This window comes from Bradyrhizobium sp. WSM2254, from assembly GCF_000472645.1.
Lineage (GTDB): Bacteria > Pseudomonadota > Alphaproteobacteria > Rhizobiales > Xanthobacteraceae > Bradyrhizobium > Bradyrhizobium niftali.
This window is the reverse complement of record NZ_AXAB01000002.1, coordinates 19,629-39,666: the sequence shown is the minus strand read 5'-3', so window position 1 is coordinate 39,666 and position 20,038 is coordinate 19,629. Positions and strand designations below refer to the sequence as shown.

Here is a 20,038-nt window from a genome sequence, read left to right as displayed (position 1 = left end):
TCTCCCATTTGATGAAACCGCGCTGCACGCGTGGTGGATCCGCGGATTTCCTACAACGATCAAGTCGCAGGTCTCGTTCCGATCACCCACAGCGACGACAAAAGGCGGCCCGCCATGCCCGGCGGACCGCCTTCTCACCCACCCCAAAACCTGAAATCGTCGGCCGCGTCCCCTACGCGACCGCCACGCGCTTGCGCTCGAAATCGTTGGGCACCTCGATATCGACCTCCAGGGTCGACACCTCGTCGCCGCGCTCGAGCCGGACGATGACCTTGGTCGGATCCAGCGTGACGTGCCTGGACACGACAGCGAGGATTTCCTCACGCAGCACACCGAGCAGATCGGGCTGGCCGCGCATTCCGCGTTCATGGGCAAGCAGGATCTGCAACCGTTCGCGTGCGACGGGTGCCGAGGCCTTCTTGCCGCGGAGAAGTCGAAGCAGACCCATGCTCATGCAGCCCTCCGTCGCAGCAGACGATCCATCAGACCTCTGCGCTCGGCGGGAACGTGCATCGTGACGTTCTCGCCGCAGAGGCGCTTGGCGGCGTCCATATAGGCCCGCGCCGGCGCGCCGTCCGCGTTCGACAGAGTCACCGGCGTGCCGACGTTGGACGCCTTCAACACATCCTGGCTCTCGGGAATGATGCCGAGCAAGGGCGTGGCAAGGATCTCGAGGATGTCGTCGATGGTCAGCATCTCGCCGCGCGCCGCGCGGGAGGCATCATAGCGGGTGATGAGAATGTGCTTCTCGACCCGCTCGCCCTTCTCGGCCCGCACCGTCTTGGAATCGAGCATGCCGATGATGCGGTCGGAATCGCGCACCGAGGAGACTTCCGGATTGGTGACGATCACGGCCTCGTCGGCAAAGCGCATCGCCATGGAGGCGCCGCGCTCGATGCCGGCCGGGCTGTCGCAGATCACCCAGTCGAAACGGCCGCGCAGATCGTCGATGACCTTGCCCACGCCCTCTTCCGTTAGCGCGTCCTTGTCGCGGGTTTGCGAGGCCGGCAGCAGCCACAGATTCTCCAGCCGCTTGTCGCGGATCAGCGCCTGCGGCAGCTTTGCCACGCCCTGCACCACGTTGATGAGGTCGAACACCACGCGGCGTTCGGCGCCCATCACGAGATCGAGGTTGCGCAGGCCGACGTCGAAATCGACGACGACGACCTTGTCGCCGCGCTGCGCGAGCGCAGCCCCCAGCGCGGCGGTCGTCGTCGTCTTGCCGACGCCGCCCTTGCCTGATGTCACGACCAGTACCTTACTCATCTGAAATGTCTCCTTTGCTGGTCAGTTCAGCGCTGTAATTCGCATGGTATTCCCCTGCAGCCAGGCCTGCGCCGGCTTGCCGCGCAAGGCGGCGTCGATGTCGTCCGCAGTCTGGTAAAACCCGTCGATTGCAAGCAGTTCAGCCTCGATTTTCTGGCAGTAGATGCGCGCGCTCGTGTGCCCGTTGACACCCGCCATGGCGCGGCCGCGCAGCGCGCCATAGATGTGGATGGAGCCGCCGGCGACGACCTCGGCGCCGGAGCCGACCGAGCCGAGGATGGTGACGTCGCCTTCGGGGAAGATCACGGTCTGGCCCGAGCGCACCGGGGCCTCGAGCAGCAGCGAGGTTGGCTTGGCCTCGGCCTTCGCTTCGGCCTTTTTCGGCGCGCTCGGCTCGACCACGCAGCTGCGCCCGCCCGAGAGTAGCGGCGGCATCGTGGGGGTCAGCCGGCCCTCCTCCACGCCCTCGATCCCGAGCACGCGGATGTTGCGATCCTGAAGGCTGGTGAGCAGATGATTGATGCCGGACTGGCTGAGATCGACCGAGGACAGGTCGATCACCACGGGCCGGCCGGCGAAGAAGCCCGGCGAACGCGCGATGGTGGTGTCGATCTCCTGGAGCCAGTCCTGGATCGGAACCGTCGGCACGAACACGAAGGCCACGTAGGAGCGCCCGCGCAGGCGCACCATTTGGCGTTGGACTTTTGCTGCAGCCTCCATGGCGGCCGACTCGTTCCCTGTTATTGAATGGTTAACGATGCGGCGGATATGGTTAACGGCCGGTTAATTTCTCCGTTGGGTCACGTGAGGGGTGGCCTGGGTTTGCCCGTGGGCATGGACGCGAGACAGCCGCCTCAACCTCCAGTGTCGTCCTGGCGAAGGCCAGGACCCATACCGCGGAATCTATCGATTGCGGACGGTGGGAGTACCGAACGACAAGTCTTCGCCAAACGACGTCTTGGGGTAATGGGTCCTGGCTTTCGCCAGGACGACAAAGCCCCCCTACTTCTTCACCTTGCTCGCATCCATCTTGATGGCGGGATCCAGCATCCTGGTCGTGAACGCCGTCGTCACGTCGAACGGCTTCTCCATACCGAGATAGGTCTGGACCAGCTCGTAATCCTTCTTCATGCGCTCGCCGTCGATCCAGCCGAGGCTCTTCGTCGTCGTGAACTCGTCCGTCATCAGGAACTTGATGCGCTCCCACTGGCGCTCCTGGTTCTCCTTGTCGAGGCCGGAGACCTGGTCGAGCAGCGCCTTCAGGCACGGGGTGACGTCGGCGACGCAGGCCGCGAAGGCCTTCTGCGTGACGCGCACGAACTCCTCGACCAGCTTCGGGTTCTTCTGCAGATAGGCGCCATTGACGATCAGCGAATTGCCGTAGGGGTTGAGGCCGATGTCCTTCCAGTTGACGTAGCCGAGATCGGGTCCGAACTCGATCACCTTGAGATCGTGCTCGTTGTAGAAGTCGCTGATGATATCCACGGTGTGGCTCTTCAGCGCTGCGATCTTCGCAGTCGGCCCGACATTGACGAAGCCGACCGCATCGGGCGCAAGCCCTGCGGCCTTGGCGAAGGCCGGCCACATCACGCGCGAGGCGTCGCCGGGCGGATTGCCGATCTTGTGGCCGGCGAAATCCTTGACGCCGTTCACGCCGTAGCTCTTCAGCCAGTAGAAGGTCTGGCCGGTGTTGGCGTAGACGCTCATCACCGCGACGGTGTCGGCGCCCTTACTCTTGGCCACCAGCATGGTGGCGAGATCGGCGACGCCGAACGGCGAGCCGCCGGAGCCGACCTTGGCGGCGGAGACGCCGGAGCCCTTGCCGGTCTCGATGGTGAGGTCGATGCCGGCCTTCTCGTACCAGCCTTGCGCCTTCGCGTAATAATAGGGCGAATGGTCGGCCGTCGGCGTCCAGTTCAGGATCATGTTGACCGCCTCGCCCGCGTTCGCGGGCACGCCCGGCAAACCGAGCATCAGGGTCACAACCGCCGCCTGCAAACGCTTCATCGCATGTCTCCTCAATGCCGCGACCCGGCTTGTCGCTCTCCCCTTGTGAGGATACCAATGCAACAAGTCCGCCCTCCACTTGTCAACTGTTTGGTTGGAAATGCCCGCAAAACGATCTGGCGACACCGTGCCGCAGCGGCGCGACCCCGTCGCCACCCGCAAGAAGCTGCTCACCGCGGCGCGCCTGGAGTTCGCCCGGCACGGCCTTGCGGGCGCCCGCGTCGACGAGATCGCCGAGCGCGCCGGCGTCAACAAGCAGCTCGTCTACCACTACTTCGGCGACAAGGACGCGCTCTACCTCGCCGTGCTCGAATGGGTCTATGAGGACATCCGCGAGCAGGAGCGCAGGCTCAATCTGGAGGGCCTGCCGCCCGACAAGGCGATCCGCCGGCTGATCGAAGCCTCGTTCGATCACCTTGCGGCACACCCTGATTTCATCGTGCTTCTGAACGACGAGAACCGCGGCGGCGCCCGCCATGTCCGCGGTTCCACGCGGCTGGAGGCGATGCATTCCCCGCTGGTGAAGAGCGTCTCCCACATCCTCCAGGAGGGCGTGCGTAGCGGACTCTTCCGCAAAGGGATCGACCCTGTCCAGCTCTACATCTCCATTGCGGGCCTTAGCTATTTCTTCTTCTCCAACACGCCGACGCTGTCGGCGATCTTCGGCAAGGACCTGTCGAGCCGCGCCCAGCGCCGCGCCCGCCGCAGGCATGTCGTCGACCTGGTGCTCCAGTCGCTCCGCCCCTAATCAACCAACTGGTTGAAACTTGCCCCGGGGACGGTTAGGCTTGCCGTCGTGGCGGAGAGGCCGCGAGCAACGGGGAGCAAAAGGTGGCAGGTGACGGAGCAGGCCCGGCCCGCAACTTTGCGATCATCCTGATCGTGCACCTCGCCGTGCTCGTGCTGTGGCAGGTCGCGGTCGATGCCTTCCACGTGCCGAAATTCATCCTGCCGTCTCCGCTTGCAACCGTGCAGACGCTGGGAACCGCGAGCTATGCCTGGGGCGCCAATACGCTGGTGACGGCGATCGAGATCCTCGGCGGCTTCGCGCTCGGCGCACTCGTCGGCGTCACCCTCGCGGTGATCTTCAGCTGGGCGCCGCTGGTGAGCCTCGTGCTGCTGCCGCTGTTCGTGACGCTGAACATGATCCCGAAGGTCGCGCTCGGCCCGCTTCTGATCGTCTGGTTCTCCTACGGCATCGTGCCGAACATCCTGATCGCCTTCAGCATCTGCTTCTTCCCGATCCTGCTCACCACCGCCCGCGGCCTGCGCGAGGTCGAGCCGGATCTGCTCGATCTCGTCAAATCGCTGCGCGGCTCGCGCTGGACGCTGTTCCGCAAGATCCAGCTGCCGGGATCGCTGCCTTACGTGTTCTCCGGCATGAAGGTCGGCGCCATCCTGGCGGTCGCCGGCGCCATCGTCGGCGAGTTCATCGCCTCCGAGCGCGGGCTCGGCTACCTCATGATCCAGGTGCAGTCGTCGCTCGACACGCCCGCGATGGTGATGGCCGTCGTGCTGCTGACGCTGCTCGGCGTTGCCCTCTACGGCCTCGTACTCGCCCTCGAACGCATGTTCGTGGTCGGCGATGCAAGACAGACCTGACGACGGCAGACTTGAAAACGGCAAACCTGACTGACCAAGGACCGACCGATGCTCCTCACCCGCCAGACGCTGCCGAAGACCATTCCGGATATCGCAGCCCTCGACGATCTCCTGTGCCGGCCGACCCAGGCACTGATCGACGACCTCGCCAAGGTCGAGGGCGACATCATGATCCTCGGCGTCGCCGGCAAGATGGGCCCGACGCTGGCGGGGCTCGCCAGAGCGGCCGCACCCGATCGCCGCGTCATCGGCGTGGCGCGCTTCAGCGAGGCGGGCGTCAAGGATTGGCTGCATGGGCGCGGCGTCGAGACGATCAATTGCGACCTGCTCGACGAGGCCGCGATCAAGGCGCTGCCGAAGGCGCCCAACATCGTCTTCATGGCCGGCCGCAAGTTCGGCGCCGAGGGCGATCTGTCGCTGACCTGGGCGATGAACGCGCATGTGCCGGCGCTGGTCGCCCAGGCCTTCCCGTCGTCGCGGATCGTCGCGTTTTCGACCGGCTGCGTCTATCCCTTCGTGCCGGTCGACGGCAAAGGCGCGACCGAGGACATGGCGCCGAACCCGCCCGGCGAATACGCCCAGTCCTGCGTCGGCCGCGAGCGCATGTTCGAATATTTCTCGCGCAAATCTGGAACGCCCGGCCGGCTGTTCCGGCTCAATTACGCGATCGACATGCGCTACGGCGTGCTGCACGACATCGCCACCAAGGTCCTCACCGGCACGCCGATCGACGTCAGCCTTGGCCATGTCAACTTCATCTGGCAGGGCGATGCGTCCGCGCAGGCGCTGCGCTGCCTCGCCCATTGCACGGCGCCGACCTCGCCGATCAATGTCAGCGGCCACGAGATCCTGGCGGTGCGCGATCTCGCGGCGAAATTCGGCGCCCGCTTCGGCCGCACACCGGTGCTGACCGGCAAGGAGGAGCCGACGGCGTGGCTCACCGATACCTCGCAGGCGGTCGGGCTGTTCGGCCTGCCGGTCGTCGACACCGAGCAGTTGATCGCCTGGACCGCCGACTGGGTATCCCGCGCCATGCCAAGCCTCGGCAAGCCCACCAAATACGAGGTGCGCGATGGCCGCTACTGACACCCCGCCCATCCTCAAGCTCGGCGCCGACGACGCGATCGCCGGGCTCGTTCTGTCGGTCGAAGCGCACTGGAACCAGACCGAAGAGGACTGGCGCATCTTCCTGCGCGACGGCGTCGTGTTCGGCATCCGCGACGGCATGCGCCTGGTCGCAACCGCAGCGCTGCTGCCCTATTCCGGCAACAACGCCTGGATCAGCATGGTGCTGGTGACGGCGACGCATCGCCGCCGCGGCCTCGCAACGCGCCTCGTCGATGCCTGCCTGGAAACTGCGTGCAAGAACGGCCTGACGAGCTGGCTTGACGCAACGCCCGACGGTGTTGCCGTCTACGGGCCGCTCGGCTTCACGCCGACACTGCAATTGCGCCGGCTGAAGCTGGCGAAACCCGCGCGAGCCGAAGCGCCGCGACCTTCTTCCGCGACCATCGAGGCGCTTCGCGCGCGGGACCGGCGGGCCACCGGCTTCGACCGGAGCGCCCTCCTCTCCGCCTTCGCACAACGCTCCGGCTCGCGCATCGTCTCCGCGAACGGCGCCATCGCGCTGGTTCGCGACGGCAGAACCGCCCGCCATATCGGCCCGTTGTTTGCGAATGACGCCGCGGAAGCATTGGCTCTGGTTGGTGCGATCGCCCGATCCGAGACCGCCCCTCTGCTGATCGATGCCGTCGCGTCACAAGGCGCGTTCCTGGAAGGATTGACCGCATCCGGCTGGACCGTCGAACGGCCGTTCCAGCGCATGCGCTTCGGCCCCGCCACCGCTACCAGCGAGGAAATGCCGTTCGCCGTCGCCGGCCCCGAATTTGGATAGGACATCATGCACCACAGCCAGATCAACAGCGACATCCGCAAGCTGATCGCCGACGGCACCGTGCTGCCGGCGCACCCTCTCGCGCTCACCGCCGAGCGAAAGCTCGACGAGAAGCATCAGCGCGCGCTGACGCGCTACTATATCGACGCCGGCGCCGGCGGCCTTGCGGTCGGCGTGCACACGACGCAATTCGCGATCCGCGACGTCGGCCTCTACCGTCCCGTGCTGGAGCTCGCCGCCGAGACCGCCGCGAGCTGGACCAGGCGTCCGCTGGCGATGGTCGCGGGACTTGCCGGTTCAACCCGGCAGGCAACCGCCGAGGCGCGCACGGCCCGCGACATCGGCTATCACGCCGGCCTGCTCAGCCTGGCCGCGATGAAGAGCGCCTCCGAGGACGAGATCATTGCGCATTGCGCGGCGGTCGCCGCCGAGGTCCCGCTGGTCGGCTTCTACCTCCAGCCGGCGGTGGGTGGCGTCATCCTGTCGAGCCGGTTCTGGCAGCGCTTTGCCTCGATCGACAACGTCATCGCGATCAAGATCGCGCCATTCAACCGCTACCGCACGCTCGACGTCCTGCGCGGCGTCGCGGCGGCGAGTGCGCTCGACCGCGTCGCGCTCTACACCGGCAATGACGATCACATCCTGCTGGACTTGATGCTGCCGTTCGACCTCCGCGACAACGGCGTCACCACGCGGACCTACTTCAAGGGCGGCCTGCTCGGCCACTGGTCGGTGTGGACGGCGAGCGCGATCAAGCAGTTCGAGCGCTGCAAGGCAGCGCGACACAAGGACAGCGTGCCAGCGGATCTGCTCGCGCTCGATGCCCGCGTCACCGATTGCAACAGCGCCTTCTTCGACGTCGCCAACAACTTTCACGGCTGCATTGCCGGCTGCCATGAGATCTTGCGGCGTCAGGGCCTGATGCAGGGGCTGTGGTGCCTCGATCCGGCCGAGGGCCTGAGCCCCGGCCAGAAGGAAGAGATCGACCGCGTCTGCCGCGAGCACGCCGACCTCAGCGACGATGCCTTCGTGGCCGCCAACCTCGACAGATGGCTGGCATGACGGAAGAGCCCTTCATCAGCCTGCGCGGCGTCAGGAAAGTCTACCGCAGCGGCGGCGCGGAGTTTCTCGCCGTCTCCGACGTCACGATGGACGTGCAGGAAGGTGAGCTCGTCTCGCTGGTCGGCCCGTCCGGCTGCGGCAAGACCACGGTGATGAAGATTCTGGCCGGCCTGCATGGCGCCGACGGCGGCACCGTGAAGATCGGTAATGCCACAAGCCCGTTCGACCCGACCCGCGACATCGGCATGGTGTTTCAGCAGGCGCTGCTGCTGAAATGGCGCACCATTCTGGACAACGTGCTGCTGCCGGCCGAGATCGTGGGCTTGCCGATGAAAGCTGCGCGGGAGCGGGCGCGCGACCTGCTCAATCTGGTCGGGCTTGCCGGCTACGAGCAGAAATATCCGCAGCAGCTCTCCGGCGGCATGCAGCAGCGCACCGCGATCGCGCGGGCCTTCATCCACGATCCCAAACTGATCCTGATGGACGAGCCGTTCGGCGCGCTGGACGCCTTGACGCGCGAGCAGATGAACCTGGAAATGCTGCGGATCTGGCGCGAGAGCGGCAAGACCATCATCTTCGTCACGCATTCGATCCAGGAAGCGGTGTTCCTGTCCTCGCATTGCGCCGTGCTGACCGCAGGCCCGGCGAAGATGGCCGATTACTTTGCCATCGACCTGCCCTTCCCGCGCGACCTTCCGCTCAAGACCACGGATGCGTTCGGCACCTATGCACGGCGCATCTACGCGAAGCTGGGCCTGGGCGCGGCGTAGACCGCTCGCTCCGCCGTCATTCCGGGGCGCGACGAAGTCGCGAGCCCGGAATCCATCGGGCGGCACTACACGCGGTGAAATGGATTCCGGGTTCGCGCCAAGAGGCGCGCCCCGGAATGACGGTACAGTTTCCAGGGCGCGGCGTAAGCGCCGCGCCCTCTTCCCACACTCAGGTCTTGTTGCGCATCTTGCTGAGCAAATAGTTGTCGTAGAAGTTCTCCGCGATCTGCGTGTAGAACAGCAGCTCCTTCATATACGCGTCGTGGCTCTCCTTGGTCCGCTTGAACAGGTCGCTCTTGGCGGCGAGCTCGTTCAGATGGTCCTGGGTCGCGTTGTAGCAAGCCTCCAGCACCGGCTGCGGGAACGCCTTCAGCTCGGCGCCGTTGGCGATCAGCCGCTTCAGCGCCGCCGGATTCACGCTGTCGTACTTCTCGAGCATCCAGGCGCCGGCCGCCGAGGCGGCCTGGTTGACGATGGCCTGATACTGTTTCGGCAAGCTTGCCCACTTCTCGTCATTGACGATCATGTGCAGCATGGCGCCGCCTTCCCACCAGCCCGGAAAGTAATAGTATTTGGCGACCTTCTGGAAGCCGAGCTTCTCGTCGTCATAGGGACCGACGAACTCGGCGGCGTCGATCGAGCCCTTCTCTAGTGCCGAATATACGTCACCGCCGGCGAGCTGCTGCGGCACGATGCCGAGGCGCGCCAGCACATGACCGCCCATGCCGGCAATGCGGAATTTGAGGCCCTTGAGATCGTCGACGGTCTTGATCTCCTTGCGGAACCAGCCGCCCATCTGGGTGCCGGAATTGCCGCAGAGGATCGCATGCGCCTTGAACGGCTTCAGCGCCTCGTTGGCAAGATCAGCGCCGCCGCCGAAATGCCACCAGGACTCCTGATGGCGATGGTTCATGCCGAACGGCGCGCCGGTGGCATAAGCCAGCGCCGGCTCCTTGCCGATGTAGAAATAGAGCGGCGTCTGCGCCATCTCGACGGACGCCGCGCTGACGGCGTCGAGCGCCTGCAAACCGGGGACGAGCTCGCCGGCCGCAAAGGTCTGGATCTGGAATTTGTTGTCGGTGGCCTCGGCGACGAATTTCGCGAAGGTCTGCGCCGTGCCGTAGATGGTGTCGAGCGATTTCGGGAAGCTCGAGGTCAGGCGCCATTTGATCTCGGGCGCGCCTTGCGCAATCGCAGGTGCAGCAACCAGCGTCGCCGCGCCGGCGACCGCGCCACCCTTGAGGAATGTACGGCGTTTCATGATGGGGTCTCTCCCTAAAGCAAGGCTTCAAATGGATGATTTGGGCCACGGTCTTCGCGGACCGTTTGCCCGTTCCCGTCGCCGAGTTCAAGCTGGGAGCGGAAGGCCTGTAGCCCGGATGGAGCGCAGCGTAATCCGGGGTTCGTGCCACACGGAAGGTCGTACGGTGTGGTTTGGTCTGTCCCGGATTGCGCTTCGCTCCATCCGGGCTACGAAGTGCCGCCTTAAAGCAGCTTGGCGCTGACGAACAGCACCCGCACGGCGTTGGTCGCCTGCACCGCGAGCATGGCGTTGCCGGCGGCGCCTTCCAGGGCCGCGATGGCTTCCTCATGAAGCGAGCGGAATTCCATCCACTCGACCGACTTGAAGTTGGTGAGGAATTGATAGGCCTGGCCGACGGTCGCGATCGCCAGCGTGTCGCCGTTCAGCTTGATCTTGAACGTCGTACGCAGCGGGGTCTCGGAATTCTGGGGATCACTCATGGGCTGCTTCTGGACGAGGACGGCTTAACGAAGGGGAAATGGCAGCCCCGCCGCGGCAGGCAAATATCAGGAATCGGTGCTGGCGCGCTGCGAGGCGGTCGCCGATCCTCTCAGGCTCGGCACCACGACCAGGCGGTTGAACTCGCCGTTGTCGTAGGCCTTGAGGAAGCGCTCATAGTCCTTGATCGAGACGCAGCCGTTCGAATCGCCGCGCGGCCCGAGCATGTAGTTGTGGGTGAGAAGGCCGACGCGGCCGAGTGCGCTGGTGCCCTCGGTCGGAGTCAGGCGGAGCGCCCGGACGCCATGGAACAGTTTTTCACGCGGCTTCAGATCGTAGGTCGCCGGCGGGGTCGCGCCCACCATGCGCTGGTCGACATGCTGTGGATCGTCCATCAGCGGGCCCATGCCCGAATGCGCTTCCAGCGCGACGCCGCTCGGCAGGTAAAGCGCCTTGGCCGAGATGTCGTAGACCGCCGTGCGCGAATCGTAGCCGAGGGCGCCAAGATCCGGCGCCCTGCCGAGCAGGCCGCTGTCGGGCGTCAGCGAAGCCAGCTTGATCTTGTCGGTGAATTTTTCGAAGAAGTTGCGGTTGTCGACCTTGGGACTGGTGTCGGCATAGGCCTGGCTGGACGCGATCTGGGCCGAGAAGTCCGCCTGCACCGGCCGCGAACGCGGCATCGGGACCGCGTCGGCGCGCTGCGAGGACTGCCGCTCGTCAACCGGCGGCCGGTCATCCTCGGTCAGGATCGAGCGCCAGTCGTCGCCCTGGAGCTTCTGAGCCAGCATCGCCTTGGCATCGCGCAGCTTGAGCTGGACCGCATTCACGGCGGAGCGCTCCAGCGTCCGCAAGCCGAGTTCGCGTGCGGCATGGCTGCCAGATGCGGAAGCAAAACGGTCCTCGAACGAAGGGGCGTTGGCCGGCGGCAGCGCGGCGGAAACCAGCGGGGTCGAGTCGCCCATGTCGGCAACCCAGGCGGCAGCACCGAGCGACAGCGCAACGGCGGCCAGAGACAGCAATAGCGTCTCGGCCCGCCCGATACGGCGGCGCGACAACAGCCTCTCGGCTCTTGCGGTGTCGGAAACCATCAGATCCCCAAATCGACCCCCGGGGGACCCACCCCCACCCGGAGACTCTATACCAGCTACCACATTGGGAGCCAAAAGTTAGGCATAATCACGGCCGGCGTTGCGCCCCCAAAAGGTATCCAATGACCGCTCTTTTTGATCTGGACCGGTTCGTTCAGGCCCAAAACCCGGTCTATCCCACCGTGACCGGGGAGCTGTCCCGGGGCCGGAAGCAGAGCCACTGGATGTGGTTCGTCTTCCCGCAGGTTGCCGGCCTCGGCTTCAGCGCCATGGCGCAGCGCTACGCCATCGGCTCGCGCGCGGAGGCCGAAGCCTACCTCGCCCACCCCGTCCTTGGCCCGCGCCTGATCGAGTGCACCAGGCTCGTGCTCGCCGTTCAGGGACGGACCATCAACGCGATCCTCGGCGCGCCTGATGACGCCAAATTCCGCTCCTCGATGACGCTGTTCGGCGCGGTGTCAGACGATCCCATTTTCGGCGAGGCGCTCGCCCGGTACTTCGCAGGCGAGCGCGACGGCGCGACACTGGAGATCCTCGCTGCGCTGGATCGAAAGGCCTAGCGATCACGACTGTTCGCCGGCAGCAAACAGCGTAAACCCGGGATTAACACCGCCTGCCTATCTTCCGTGCAAAATTATTCTCCCGCGCCAATTGCCGGACAGATCATGAAAATCGGAACGCTCCTGACCACCGCCATCGTCTCGCTCTCGACCGTGGGCGGCGGCCTCGCCGTCTACGTCGCCGTGACGAAATACCAGACGATGGAGCGGATCACCGAAGCACAGGGGCGGCTCGCGATCGTCCGCGCTGCCAGCGACATCCCGCGCTATCTCAACCCCGAGCGCGGCTTTTCGACCAACATCCTCTATGGGCCGGCGAGCATCGACCCTGCGCTGCTCGCCGAGCAGGACAAGCTGCGCAAGCAGACCGATGGCGCCCGCGACCGGATGAATGCGCTGCGCAAGGAGTTGCCCGGCCCGTTCGACGACGGCGCCACCACCGGCAACAACATCGACGGCATCAATTCGAAATTCACCGCGCTGCGCGAAGCCATCGACAAGGCGCTCGCGGGACCTGTGGAGGCGCGCAAGGACGCCGCCAAGAAGATCGTTGCCGACAACGCCGTGCTCAACGGCGCCGTGACCGCGCTGCTCAACGAGCAGGTCCGCCGCATGGCGATCCTCAACGGCGACGCCTACCGGCAGGCCAGCTACGCCAACATCGCGATGACGCTGCGCGACGTCGGCGGCTTCAACTCCAGCCTGCACAAGAACCTCGTCGGCGGCAAGAAACCGGCGACGGACGCCGAGAAGGCCGAGATCAGCCGCTCGCAGGGCCGCAACGACCAGATCGTGATGGGGCTGCTCGAATTGCGCGGCAACCCGGCAACTCCGGCGAACGTCGCCGCTGCGCTGGAGAAGTTCAACTCGGTCTATATCGAGGAGTTCGGCCGCGAGCTCAAGCTGGTCAAGGACGGTGCGGTCAGCGGCAAGTACGAACACGACATGGACACCTATTACGCCGCCACGCAGCGCGGCCTCAGCACCATCATCGAGGTCCGCGACGCGTTCTACGACAATGCCGAGCAGATCCTCGCCGGCGCTTCGGCAGCCGCGCGCACCAGCTTCACTATCGCGCTCCTCGGCCTTGCCGCCGTGCTGATCGCGAGCGTCGGCCTCGTCGTGACGGTCCGCCGCCGCGTCTGCGCGCCGATCGTCGACCTCACCACGCGGATGTCGCGGCTGGCCGATGGCGACGTTGCCGAGGAGATCCCGGGCGCAGAGCGCTCCGACGAGATCGGGGCGATGGCCGCGGCCGTGCAGGTGTTCAAGGACAACATGATCAGGGCCGACCGGCTCGCGGCCGAGAAGCAGGCCGAGAACGACGGCAAGATGCGCCGCGCCCACGCACTCGACGAGCTCACCCGCGCCTTCGAGGCCAAGATCACCGAGCTCGTCGGCGGTCTGTCCCGGGCCTCCTCCACCATGGAGAGCACGGCGCAATCGATGACCTCGACGGCGGCCCAGACCAACAGCCAGGCCGCGGTCGTCGCCGCCGCCTCCGAGCAGACCTCGACCAACGTGCAGACGGTCGCCAGCGCCACCGAAGAGCTGACCTCCTCGATCGCGGAGATCGGCCGTCAGGTCGCACAAAGCACCGAGATCGCGGCCCGCGCCGTCGACAATGCCCGCCGCACCGGCGACACGGCACGTGCGCTCGCCGAGGGCGCGCAGAAGATCGGCGACGTCGTCACCCTGATCCAGAGCATCGCCGAGCAGACCAATCTCTTGGCGCTGAACGCGACCATCGAAGCCGCCCGTGCCGGCGACGCCGGCCGCGGCTTTGCCGTGGTCGCGTCGGAAGTGAAATCGCTGGCCGGCCAGACCGCCAAGGCCACGACCGAGATCTCCGAGCAGATCACGGCAATCCAGTCCGCGAGCGACGAGACCGTGGCCGCGATCCGCAACGTCGCCGACGTCATCGCCGAGATCGACCAGATCGGCACCGCGATTGCCGCGGCAATCGAGGAACAGGGCTCGGCGACCAAGGAGATCGCCCGCAGCGTCCAGGAGGCCGCCCGCGGCACCCAGGAGGTCAACACCAACATTTCAGGCGTGCAGCGCGCCGCCGACGACGCGGGAGCTGCCGCCAGGGAGGTGCTGGGCGCGGCCGAGCAGCTCTCGACCCAGTCGCGCGATCTCGCGGGACAGTTCGACCGCTTTCTCGGCGAGGTCAGGGCCGCCTAGGCTCCGGGCTGCGCAGATTCGTAGCCCGGATGGAGCGAAGCGTAATCCGGGACGGTGCCGTTGACGTACGATATCCCGGATTTGCGCGGAGCCTGTCATCGGGCGGCGCTTTGCGCCGACCCGTTGGTTCCATCCGGGCTACGGCACGTCTTCGCGGTGGGGGATATCAGTAAGGCGGCGCCTTGCGCGCCCGCTGCGCCTTGGCCGCCTCGATCCACCATGCAAGGTCGTCGGCAAAGCGCGGGAACGAACGCTCCAGCGCCTTGCCGCCCTCGCCGATCGGCTCGGCGTCCGCCGACAGCGTCTGCGCGATCGGGCCGACGCCGATGGTGCTCGACACCACCACCATGCCCATCTCCGACAGCGTGCCGTGCCAGGCGGTCGAGGCGCGCGCGCCGGACAGGCGGCCGGCGGAATAGCTGACGATCGCGGCCGGACGCCAGAACCATTCTTCGAGGAAATGGTCGGTGAGGTTCTTCAATCCGGGCTGAATGCCCCAATTGTATTCCCCGGTGACGAAGACAAAACCGTCCGCGCCGCGGATCTGCCCGGCCAGCTTCTCCAGCGCCTCGGGCGCGGCGCCTTTGGGATATTCCTTGTACATGCGGTCGAGCATCGGCAGGCCGATCGCCTTGGCGTCGATGAACTCGACATCCTCGCCGCGCTCGCGCAGGCGATTGATGACGAAATTCGCAAGGCGGATGCCCATGCGGTCGGAACGGTAGGAACCGTAGAGGACGAGAATGCGGTTGCTCATGGCGGGCAGGCTAGCACGAAAATGACGGAACGGCCCCACTCCAATTGTCTCGCTACGCCCTTCGCCCACGCTCCAGCGTTTGCGACGGCGTCTCGCCGAACTGGTCGCGATAGCTCTTGGAGAAGTCGCTCAGATGCCAGAAGCCGAACGCCAGCGCCACGGCCTTGACGCTGTCGGCTCCCGCGAGCAGCCGCCTGCGCACCAGCCACAGCCGGCGCAGGCGCAAGTAGCGATGCAGGCTCATGCCGCGATAGCGGCGGACGACGTCGTGCAGGGTGCGGACGGACAGGTTGAGTTTGCGCGCAATCTCCTCGCTGTAGATGGGCTGTGAGAGATCGCCGGACAACAGCGCGCGGATTTCCTGAAATGTCTTGAACTGCCGCCCGTCGTTCGGTCGCACCGTCCATCGCGCGGGAACCAAATCGGCGAACGCGGCATCGACTGCCCCGAACAAGGACTCCTTCATCGCCGCGGCCTTCAGCGGCACATCGGCGGGATCGATGGGCTCGGACGCGGCGGCCACCACCTCCCTGACAACTTTCCGTAGCCAGTGCAGCGCCGGCGTGCTCGTCTCGAAAATCTTGAAGCAGGAGTGCGTCTCGGGCCAGCCGCGGTCCGTGACCTCTGGTCGGAAGATGACCGAGGCGATTTGCCGCTCCACTTCCTCAATGGTGTTGTAGGCCGCACCGCTGCCGCCGATGACGATGACCGCGCGGTCGCGTTGTGCGCCGTTGAAGCGAATGGGAACTTCAAGGTCGTCCATCGCAAAACCAACCGCCGTGCAATCCGCGATGAGCTGCGCATCCACGACGCGCGGAAACGACCGCGTCACGTTGACGTCGCAGCCGGGCAGTTGCAAAATGATCTGCTCGGCCGCGATCGTTCGCACCAACGGCGTGAACTCGAAATTCAGACCGCGGATCGCGTTGCGAAACTCATCCACGTCTGCAAAACGGAATATCTTTGGCGCCAGCCCAGGCGCATCATCAATATTGGTCATGGCAAATGAAAAGCAGCGTCTCGAAACGACGCGCATCCGGCGACAGTACCGGTCTGATTCCCCCCTTTCGGTTGCCCGTTAGATCGAAAGAATCATCCTATCCCCTCTCCATCAGTTGGCGAGGGTCCAATCCAAAGGACAAGTGACGGTTCCCGTCCTGCCAAATTTCGATAGCGTTTCCAGTGAAGACGACGGTGTGGCGATACCCTAGCGATTAAGGTGCGTAAGTTCAAATTAACAACTATGAGGCGCAATGAAGCTCGTTGAATAGTTGAAGTCATTTGAATTCAGGCTCCTGCCATGATGGCAAATTCGCCTGCTGATATTCTTGTCGAATTGGAAGAAGCGGTCGCAGCGAGCCCGCCGGAGCGCTGCGCGCGTATCCTCTCCGACATTGTGCAACTTCTCACTAGCAGGCACGACGGGCCCCATGAAAAGCTCGTCAACGTGGTCGACAGCATCCTCCTGCGCCTTGCTGAGAGGGTCACTTCCAGTGCGCTCGTCCAGCTCAGCAAGGCACTTGCTGAATTCAATGTTGCACCGCAGGACACATTGCGGCACCTCGCTTCGCACGACGATCCGGAGGTGGCGTGCCCGATCCTGCTCAAATCGCAGGCATTGTCCGCAACCGACCTTGAAGCGGTGGCGAGGTCTTGCGGCGAAAAGCATCAGCTTGCGATTGCGACCCGAGACAAAGTCGAAGCGGCCGTAGCCGAGGCACTGCTCAGGCGCGGTGGCCGCGCGATCTACCTTGCGCTGATCAAGAACCCTGGAACGAGGTTCTCCGATGCGGCCTATGCCGGGCTCATCGAGAAGAGCGCGGCGGATGGCGAGATCACGAAGACGCTGGCGCTCAGGCCGGGCACACCCGACGTCGTCTTGCGCAAGTTGCTCGCTGCGCCATCCGGCGAGAATGCGCCGGCCAAGCCCAACGCTTCCTCCGTGCCGCCGGCGCAAGACGCCGCCTCGAGCCCAATGCCCGCCCGGATCGCATCAAAGCGGCCTTGCTCGACCGACTATGCGAACGCAAGGCCCGAGATCGTCGCACTCAGCCGCGTCGGCAAGCTCAACGACTCCACAGTGAACCGCTTCGCGATCCGCGGTGAGATGGCCAACCTCTTCACGGCATTGTCGGTGCTTTCCGCCGTCCCGATCGAGATCATCGAGCACGTGATGACCGATGCCGACTGTGAGGGCCTGGTCATGGCCTGCCGGGCGTCGCGCCTGAACTGGCAGACCACGCTCGCGATCCTCAGCAACCGCGGCGGTGCACGTCTCTCCTTTGCCGAGCGCGAACGAGCGCAGCAGATTTTCGACACGCTTCTCTTGTCGACCAGCCAATGGACAGTGCGCTGGGGGGAAATTGCTGCGAGTGCCAGCACCAGCGATCCGGGACATCGCGGCACAAAAATGGGGGCTAACCGATGAGGTTCGACGGTCGCAAGGCGCTTCGCGTACGGATGGATCACAAGCAGGCTGTCAATCTGATGGGCTCGGACGGCACCTGGCGACGCAGCTGCGTCCTGCTCGACGTGTCGCAGAGTGGCGCCAAGATCGAGGTCGAAGGCACGCTCGACGTCCTCCAGGCCAAGGAATTCTTCCTGCTGCTGTCGTCGACGGGTCTCGCCTACCGCCGCTGCGAACTGGTGTGGATCGACGGCACCATGGCCGGCGTGCACTTCATCACCGCAGACGGGAAGAAGAAGCCGGCGAGCGCAAAAGCTGCTGCCGCGCCACACTCCACTCCGAGCAAATAGGCTCCCGACTTCATCAAGCTCATTCAATGTCATCATAGTCCCGGTCCGCCGTGCAGAGTGCCCGAACCATATCCAGCCCCGTCAAAGGCGACGGCGGCATCCGAAAGGCGGAAGCGGCTCGCCCCTTCGTGCATGTGCTGGCCGATTCCTCCGACAAATTGGCAAGCGTCTGCTCGATCCTCGAACAGCAGTTTACCGTCGCCGGTGAACGGCTCGATGCGGAAGCCAAGTTGTCGCAAGTGCCATTCGCATACGTCATTCGCGCGGAGCTGCGTGATGTCTGCAACATCGCGGCCCTCAAGAAGCGGGCCGCCAAGCTGGCGAAGGCCACAAAACGTGTCTTCCTCGTCGAGCACTCCGCTCACGTGAGTATCTCGCAGGCCTACGCGCTCGGCGCCACGCTCGTTCTTCCCGGGACGATCAACAAGATCAACCTGCTGACGGCGCTGGCTGACCCGGCCGAACTGGCCTCTGCGGCCTTATCGAGCGACACGCCGCAGCCGGACAACGCCGTGGAAGCCGCGGCGACCGCCATCGCATCGATGTTCACGGCCGTCACGCTCGGCGAGCCCCTTGATGTCGGCGGCACAAAAGAGGCCGGCCGCAAGATTGCCGATCGCATCAGCGAACACGGTCTGTCCGAATGGCTCACGACGGTGCGGCGCCATCACGAGGGAACCTACCAGCATTGCCTGCTGGTGACCGGCGTCGCGATCGACTTCGGGCTGAGCCTCGGCGTCGGGCGAGCCGACCTGGAGCGCCTGTATTCGGCGGCCATGTTCCACGACATCGGCAAGGCCCAGATTCCCCTTGCGATCCTGGACAAGCCCGGCCGCCTCGACGCCGAGGAGCGCGCCATGATCGAGACCCATCCGGCTGCCGGCTACGAATTTCTCAAGAGCCACGAGAAGATATCGCCCGAGATTCTCGATGCCGTGCGGCATCACCACGAATATCTCGACGGGAGCGGTTATCCCGACGCGCTGTGCAGCGAGAGCATCAATGACGTCGTCCGCATTCTGACGATCTCGGACATCTTCGCCGCGCTGATCGAGCACCGGCACTACAAGCCGACAATGCCGCGCACCGAGGCCTACAACATCCTTTGCGGGATGACCGGAAAGCTGGAGAAGGCTCTCGTGACCTCGTTCAAGCAGGTTGCGCTCGCGCGATGACCGCGCAGGCGGGGCGATCCCGCAGCGAGGACCTCGTTACGAACCGCGCTTAGTGCGTGGCCCGGTATTTGGCGCGATACGGAATCGACCGGGAAGCCAGTCCTTCCGCAAGCAGCTTCATGTCCTCGCGTCTGCCGCTGCGGATCAGCTTGCCGAACTCATCGGATGTGAAGGGAAGATTTGGATCGTCATCGATCGGGTACCGCGGTCGCGGACCGAAGAACCGTCGAACCAGGCTAGCCAGCCGCCGCATGTCAATTCCCTCGCGCCAGCAACAAACCTTTCACTGCGCGTATTGTTCCTCCCGTGCGATCGAGATTGCAAGAGCCACTAATGGCTCGGCATCAAAAAATATTCTCTCCCCCGCCGCCACAGTCAGCTCTCCACGTCAGTGACTTCTCGCGCTAGTCGGCAAAGCCGACATAACGCACGAAATCGTCGTTGTGCTCGCGATCCGAGCGCACCGCGTTGGCGGCAAAACTGTCGTCGGGATACCCCATCGCGACACATGTCATGATGACCTCGTCTTCCGGAATCCTTGCAACCTCGCGCACGATATCGGAGCGCATGATGCCCTGCCCGTTGATCACCGAACCGAGGCCGCGGTCCCAGGCTGCGAGCACGATGCCGTAGCAGAGCGCGCCGAGATCGAAATGGCAGACTGCGCCGGGATCGAGCACGCGGTCATAGGTCAGGACCAGCGAGACCGGCGCGTCGAACTGGCGGAAGCCGCGCAGCACCCAGTCCTGGCGCATCGGCTTGTCGTCACGCGCGATCCCCATCGCGCCGAACAGTTTCTTGGCGATGTCGACCTGCCGCGTGCGATGCACGCCCTGGTACTCGCCATGGCTTATGATGTCGCGCTTGACCCTGGCGCCGGCGATCATCTCTTCCATGTTGCGGCGGCGCACCTCTTCCAGCGGGCGGCCTGTCAGCACGTGGACATGCCAGGGCTGGGTGTTCATCGACGACGGCGCGCGCTTGGCGCTCTCGATGATCGCTTCGATCACCCCGCGCTTCACCGGCTTGTTCTTGAAGCCGCGCACGCTGCGGCGCGACTGGACCAACGCTTCGAATTCCAACTCGAGACCTCCCTGCCCGTTCATCCCGCGGCATTGCCGTTGCCGATGCGGCGCGCGAAATCTATGCTAAGCCGCAAGCAAGACCAAGAA

At 65.0% G+C, this 20,038-nt stretch carries 22 protein-coding genes; 11 read left to right on the top strand and 11 right to left on the bottom strand.

Annotated features, from left to right (window positions below; genetic code table 11):
- Positions 1-172: 172 nt before the first annotated feature.
- From minE to A3M7_RS0102605, 4 genes are all read right to left on the bottom strand, one after another.
- Positions 173-454, bottom strand: a complete 282-nt coding sequence (gene minE, locus A3M7_RS0102620) for a cell division topological specificity factor MinE (RefSeq protein WP_025575378.1) — start codon at positions 452-454, stop codon at positions 173-175.
- The gene (gene minD, locus A3M7_RS0102615; RefSeq protein ID WP_025575380.1) at positions 451-1,266 is read right to left on the bottom strand and encodes a septum site-determining protein MinD; all 816 of its coding nucleotides are present in this window, start codon (positions 1,264-1,266) and stop codon (positions 451-453) included. Before minD ends, minE begins: the two co-directional genes overlap by 4 nt.
- A gap of 21 nt (positions 1,267-1,287) precedes the next feature.
- Entirely contained in the window at positions 1,288-1,986 is a 699-nt protein-coding gene (minC, locus tag A3M7_RS0102610; protein WP_027542521.1) for a septum site-determining protein MinC, read from the bottom strand.
- 282 nt (positions 1,987-2,268) lie between these two features.
- Positions 2,269-3,273, bottom strand: a complete 1,005-nt coding sequence (locus A3M7_RS0102605; RefSeq protein ID WP_027542520.1) for an ABC transporter substrate-binding protein — start codon at positions 3,271-3,273, stop codon at positions 2,269-2,271.
- Positions 3,274-3,373: 100 nt separating this feature from the next.
- On the opposite strand from A3M7_RS0102605, the gene A3M7_RS0102600 reads away from it, so the two are divergent.
- The 6 genes from A3M7_RS0102600 (at position 3,374) to A3M7_RS0102575 (ending at position 8,601) form a co-directional block, all read left to right on the top strand.
- A complete protein-coding gene (locus A3M7_RS0102600; RefSeq protein ID WP_027542519.1) occupies positions 3,374-4,021 on the top strand; it encodes a TetR/AcrR family transcriptional regulator in 648 nt (215 codons plus the stop codon).
- 83 nt (positions 4,022-4,104) lie between these two features.
- A complete protein-coding gene (locus A3M7_RS0102595) occupies positions 4,105-4,875 on the top strand; it encodes an ABC transporter permease (RefSeq protein ID WP_027542518.1) in 771 nt (256 codons plus the stop codon).
- Positions 4,876-4,923: 48 nt separating this feature from the next.
- Positions 4,924-5,961 carry an NAD(P)-dependent oxidoreductase gene (locus A3M7_RS0102590; protein WP_027542517.1) on the top strand — a complete coding sequence of 346 codons (1,038 nt, stop codon included), beginning with the start codon at positions 4,924-4,926 and terminating at the stop codon, positions 5,959-5,961.
- Positions 5,948-6,769 carry a GNAT family N-acetyltransferase gene (locus tag A3M7_RS0102585; protein ID WP_027542516.1) on the top strand — a complete coding sequence of 274 codons (822 nt, stop codon included), beginning with the start codon at positions 5,948-5,950 and terminating at the stop codon, positions 6,767-6,769. The genes A3M7_RS0102590 and A3M7_RS0102585 overlap by 14 nt, the downstream gene beginning before the upstream one ends.
- Positions 6,770-6,775: 6 nt before the next feature.
- Positions 6,776-7,831, top strand: coding sequence for a dihydrodipicolinate synthase family protein (locus A3M7_RS0102580; RefSeq protein ID WP_027542515.1), 1,056 nt, complete (start codon positions 6,776-6,778; stop codon positions 7,829-7,831).
- Entirely contained in the window at positions 7,819-8,601 is a 783-nt protein-coding gene (locus A3M7_RS0102575) for an ABC transporter ATP-binding protein (protein WP_027542514.1), read from the top strand. The genes A3M7_RS0102580 and A3M7_RS0102575 overlap by 13 nt, the downstream gene beginning before the upstream one ends.
- Positions 8,602-8,770: 169 nt before the next feature.
- Here the strand turns inward: A3M7_RS0102575 and A3M7_RS0102570 are convergent, their stop codons facing one another.
- The 3 genes from A3M7_RS0102570 to A3M7_RS0102560 form a co-directional block, all read right to left on the bottom strand.
- Positions 8,771-9,862 carry a TRAP transporter substrate-binding protein gene (locus tag A3M7_RS0102570; RefSeq protein ID WP_027542513.1) on the bottom strand — a complete coding sequence of 364 codons (1,092 nt, stop codon included), beginning with the start codon at positions 9,860-9,862 and terminating at the stop codon, positions 8,771-8,773.
- A gap of 224 nt (positions 9,863-10,086) precedes the next feature.
- Positions 10,087-10,344 (bottom strand): hypothetical protein, encoded by a 258-nt coding sequence (locus tag A3M7_RS0102565; RefSeq protein WP_027542512.1) that lies wholly within the window; start codon positions 10,342-10,344, stop codon positions 10,087-10,089.
- Between the two features lie 66 nt (positions 10,345-10,410).
- Entirely contained in the window at positions 10,411-11,361 is a 951-nt protein-coding gene (locus tag A3M7_RS0102560) for a DUF2778 domain-containing protein (protein WP_027542511.1), read from the bottom strand.
- Positions 11,362-11,552: 191 nt separating this feature from the next.
- Here A3M7_RS0102560 and A3M7_RS0102555 point away from each other — a divergent pair, with 191 nt between their 5' ends.
- The gene (locus tag A3M7_RS0102555) at positions 11,553-11,990 is read left to right on the top strand and encodes a DUF1810 domain-containing protein (RefSeq protein WP_027542510.1); all 438 of its coding nucleotides are present in this window, start codon (positions 11,553-11,555) and stop codon (positions 11,988-11,990) included.
- A 105-nt stretch (positions 11,991-12,095) separates the two neighbouring features.
- A complete protein-coding gene (locus A3M7_RS0102550) occupies positions 12,096-14,177 on the top strand; it encodes a methyl-accepting chemotaxis protein (RefSeq protein ID WP_027542509.1) in 2,082 nt (693 codons plus the stop codon).
- 166 nt (positions 14,178-14,343) lie between these two features.
- Here the strand turns inward: A3M7_RS0102550 and A3M7_RS0102545 are convergent, their stop codons facing one another.
- Positions 14,344-14,934: an NADPH-dependent FMN reductase gene (locus A3M7_RS0102545; RefSeq protein ID WP_025575402.1), complete on the bottom strand. Its 591-nt coding sequence runs from the start codon at positions 14,932-14,934 to the stop codon at positions 14,344-14,346.
- Positions 14,935-14,986: 52 nt separating this feature from the next.
- The gene (locus tag A3M7_RS0102540) at positions 14,987-15,934 is read right to left on the bottom strand and encodes a helix-turn-helix domain-containing protein (RefSeq protein WP_027542508.1); all 948 of its coding nucleotides are present in this window, start codon (positions 15,932-15,934) and stop codon (positions 14,987-14,989) included.
- Positions 15,935-16,234: 300 nt separating this feature from the next.
- On the opposite strand from A3M7_RS0102540, the gene A3M7_RS0102535 reads away from it, so the two are divergent.
- The 3 genes from A3M7_RS0102535 to A3M7_RS0102525 are packed head-to-tail and all read left to right on the top strand — an operon-like array spanning position 16,235 to position 18,866.
- Complete coding sequence (locus A3M7_RS0102535) at positions 16,235-17,362, top strand: DUF2336 domain-containing protein (RefSeq protein ID WP_027542507.1); 1,128 nt, start codon at positions 16,235-16,237, stop codon at positions 17,360-17,362.
- Positions 17,359-17,691, top strand: coding sequence for a PilZ domain-containing protein (locus tag A3M7_RS0102530; RefSeq protein ID WP_027542506.1), 333 nt, complete (start codon positions 17,359-17,361; stop codon positions 17,689-17,691). The genes A3M7_RS0102535 and A3M7_RS0102530 overlap by 4 nt, the downstream gene beginning before the upstream one ends.
- A 50-nt stretch (positions 17,692-17,741) precedes the next feature.
- The gene (locus A3M7_RS0102525; RefSeq protein ID WP_027542505.1) at positions 17,742-18,866 is read left to right on the top strand and encodes an HD-GYP domain-containing protein; all 1,125 of its coding nucleotides are present in this window, start codon (positions 17,742-17,744) and stop codon (positions 18,864-18,866) included.
- Positions 18,867-18,915: 49 nt separating this feature from the next.
- Here A3M7_RS0102525 and A3M7_RS0102520 read toward each other — a convergent pair whose 3' ends face one another.
- A complete protein-coding gene (locus A3M7_RS0102520; protein ID WP_025575410.1) occupies positions 18,916-19,119 on the bottom strand; it encodes a hypothetical protein in 204 nt (67 codons plus the stop codon).
- 151 nt (positions 19,120-19,270) lie between these two features.
- Positions 19,271-19,948, bottom strand: a complete 678-nt coding sequence (locus A3M7_RS0102515) for a nitroreductase (RefSeq protein ID WP_027542504.1) — start codon at positions 19,946-19,948, stop codon at positions 19,271-19,273.
- Positions 19,949-20,038 lie beyond the last annotated feature (90 nt).

Bases quoted from the DNA above. Each gene is read 5' to 3' on its own strand.
- minE (WP_025575378.1), bottom strand. From the start codon at position 454: ATGAGCATGGGTCTGCTTCGACTTCTCCGCGGCAAGAAGGCCTCGGCA.
- minD (WP_025575380.1), bottom strand. From the start codon at position 1,266: ATGAGTAAGGTACTGGTCGTGACATCAGGCAAGGGCGGCGTCGGCAAG.
- minC (WP_027542521.1), bottom strand. From the start codon at position 1,986: ATGGAGGCTGCAGCAAAAGTCCAACGCCAAATGGTGCGCCTGCGCGGG.
- A3M7_RS0102605 (WP_027542520.1), bottom strand. From the start codon at position 3,273: ATGAAGCGTTTGCAGGCGGCGGTTGTGACCCTGATGCTCGGTTTGCCG.
- A3M7_RS0102600 (WP_027542519.1), top strand. From the start codon at position 3,374: ATGCCCGCAAAACGATCTGGCGACACCGTGCCGCAGCGGCGCGACCCC.
- A3M7_RS0102590 (WP_027542517.1), top strand. From the start codon at position 4,924: ATGCTCCTCACCCGCCAGACGCTGCCGAAGACCATTCCGGATATCGCA.
- A3M7_RS0102585 (WP_027542516.1), top strand. From the start codon at position 5,948: ATGGCCGCTACTGACACCCCGCCCATCCTCAAGCTCGGCGCCGACGAC.
- A3M7_RS0102580 (WP_027542515.1), top strand. From the start codon at position 6,776: ATGCACCACAGCCAGATCAACAGCGACATCCGCAAGCTGATCGCCGAC.
- A3M7_RS0102575 (WP_027542514.1), top strand. From the start codon at position 7,819: ATGGCTGGCATGACGGAAGAGCCCTTCATCAGCCTGCGCGGCGTCAGG.
- A3M7_RS0102570 (WP_027542513.1), bottom strand. From the start codon at position 9,862: ATGAAACGCCGTACATTCCTCAAGGGTGGCGCGGTCGCCGGCGCGGCG.
- A3M7_RS0102565 (WP_027542512.1), bottom strand. From the start codon at position 10,344: ATGAGTGATCCCCAGAATTCCGAGACCCCGCTGCGTACGACGTTCAAG.
- A3M7_RS0102555 (WP_027542510.1), top strand. From the start codon at position 11,553: ATGACCGCTCTTTTTGATCTGGACCGGTTCGTTCAGGCCCAAAACCCG.
- A3M7_RS0102550 (WP_027542509.1), top strand. From the start codon at position 12,096: ATGAAAATCGGAACGCTCCTGACCACCGCCATCGTCTCGCTCTCGACC.
- A3M7_RS0102545 (WP_025575402.1), bottom strand. From the start codon at position 14,934: ATGAGCAACCGCATTCTCGTCCTCTACGGTTCCTACCGTTCCGACCGC.
- A3M7_RS0102540 (WP_027542508.1), bottom strand. From the start codon at position 15,934: ATGACCAATATTGATGATGCGCCTGGGCTGGCGCCAAAGATATTCCGT.
- A3M7_RS0102535 (WP_027542507.1), top strand. From the start codon at position 16,235: ATGATGGCAAATTCGCCTGCTGATATTCTTGTCGAATTGGAAGAAGCG.
- A3M7_RS0102530 (WP_027542506.1), top strand. From the start codon at position 17,359: ATGAGGTTCGACGGTCGCAAGGCGCTTCGCGTACGGATGGATCACAAG.
- A3M7_RS0102520 (WP_025575410.1), bottom strand. From the start codon at position 19,119: ATGCGGCGGCTGGCTAGCCTGGTTCGACGGTTCTTCGGTCCGCGACCG.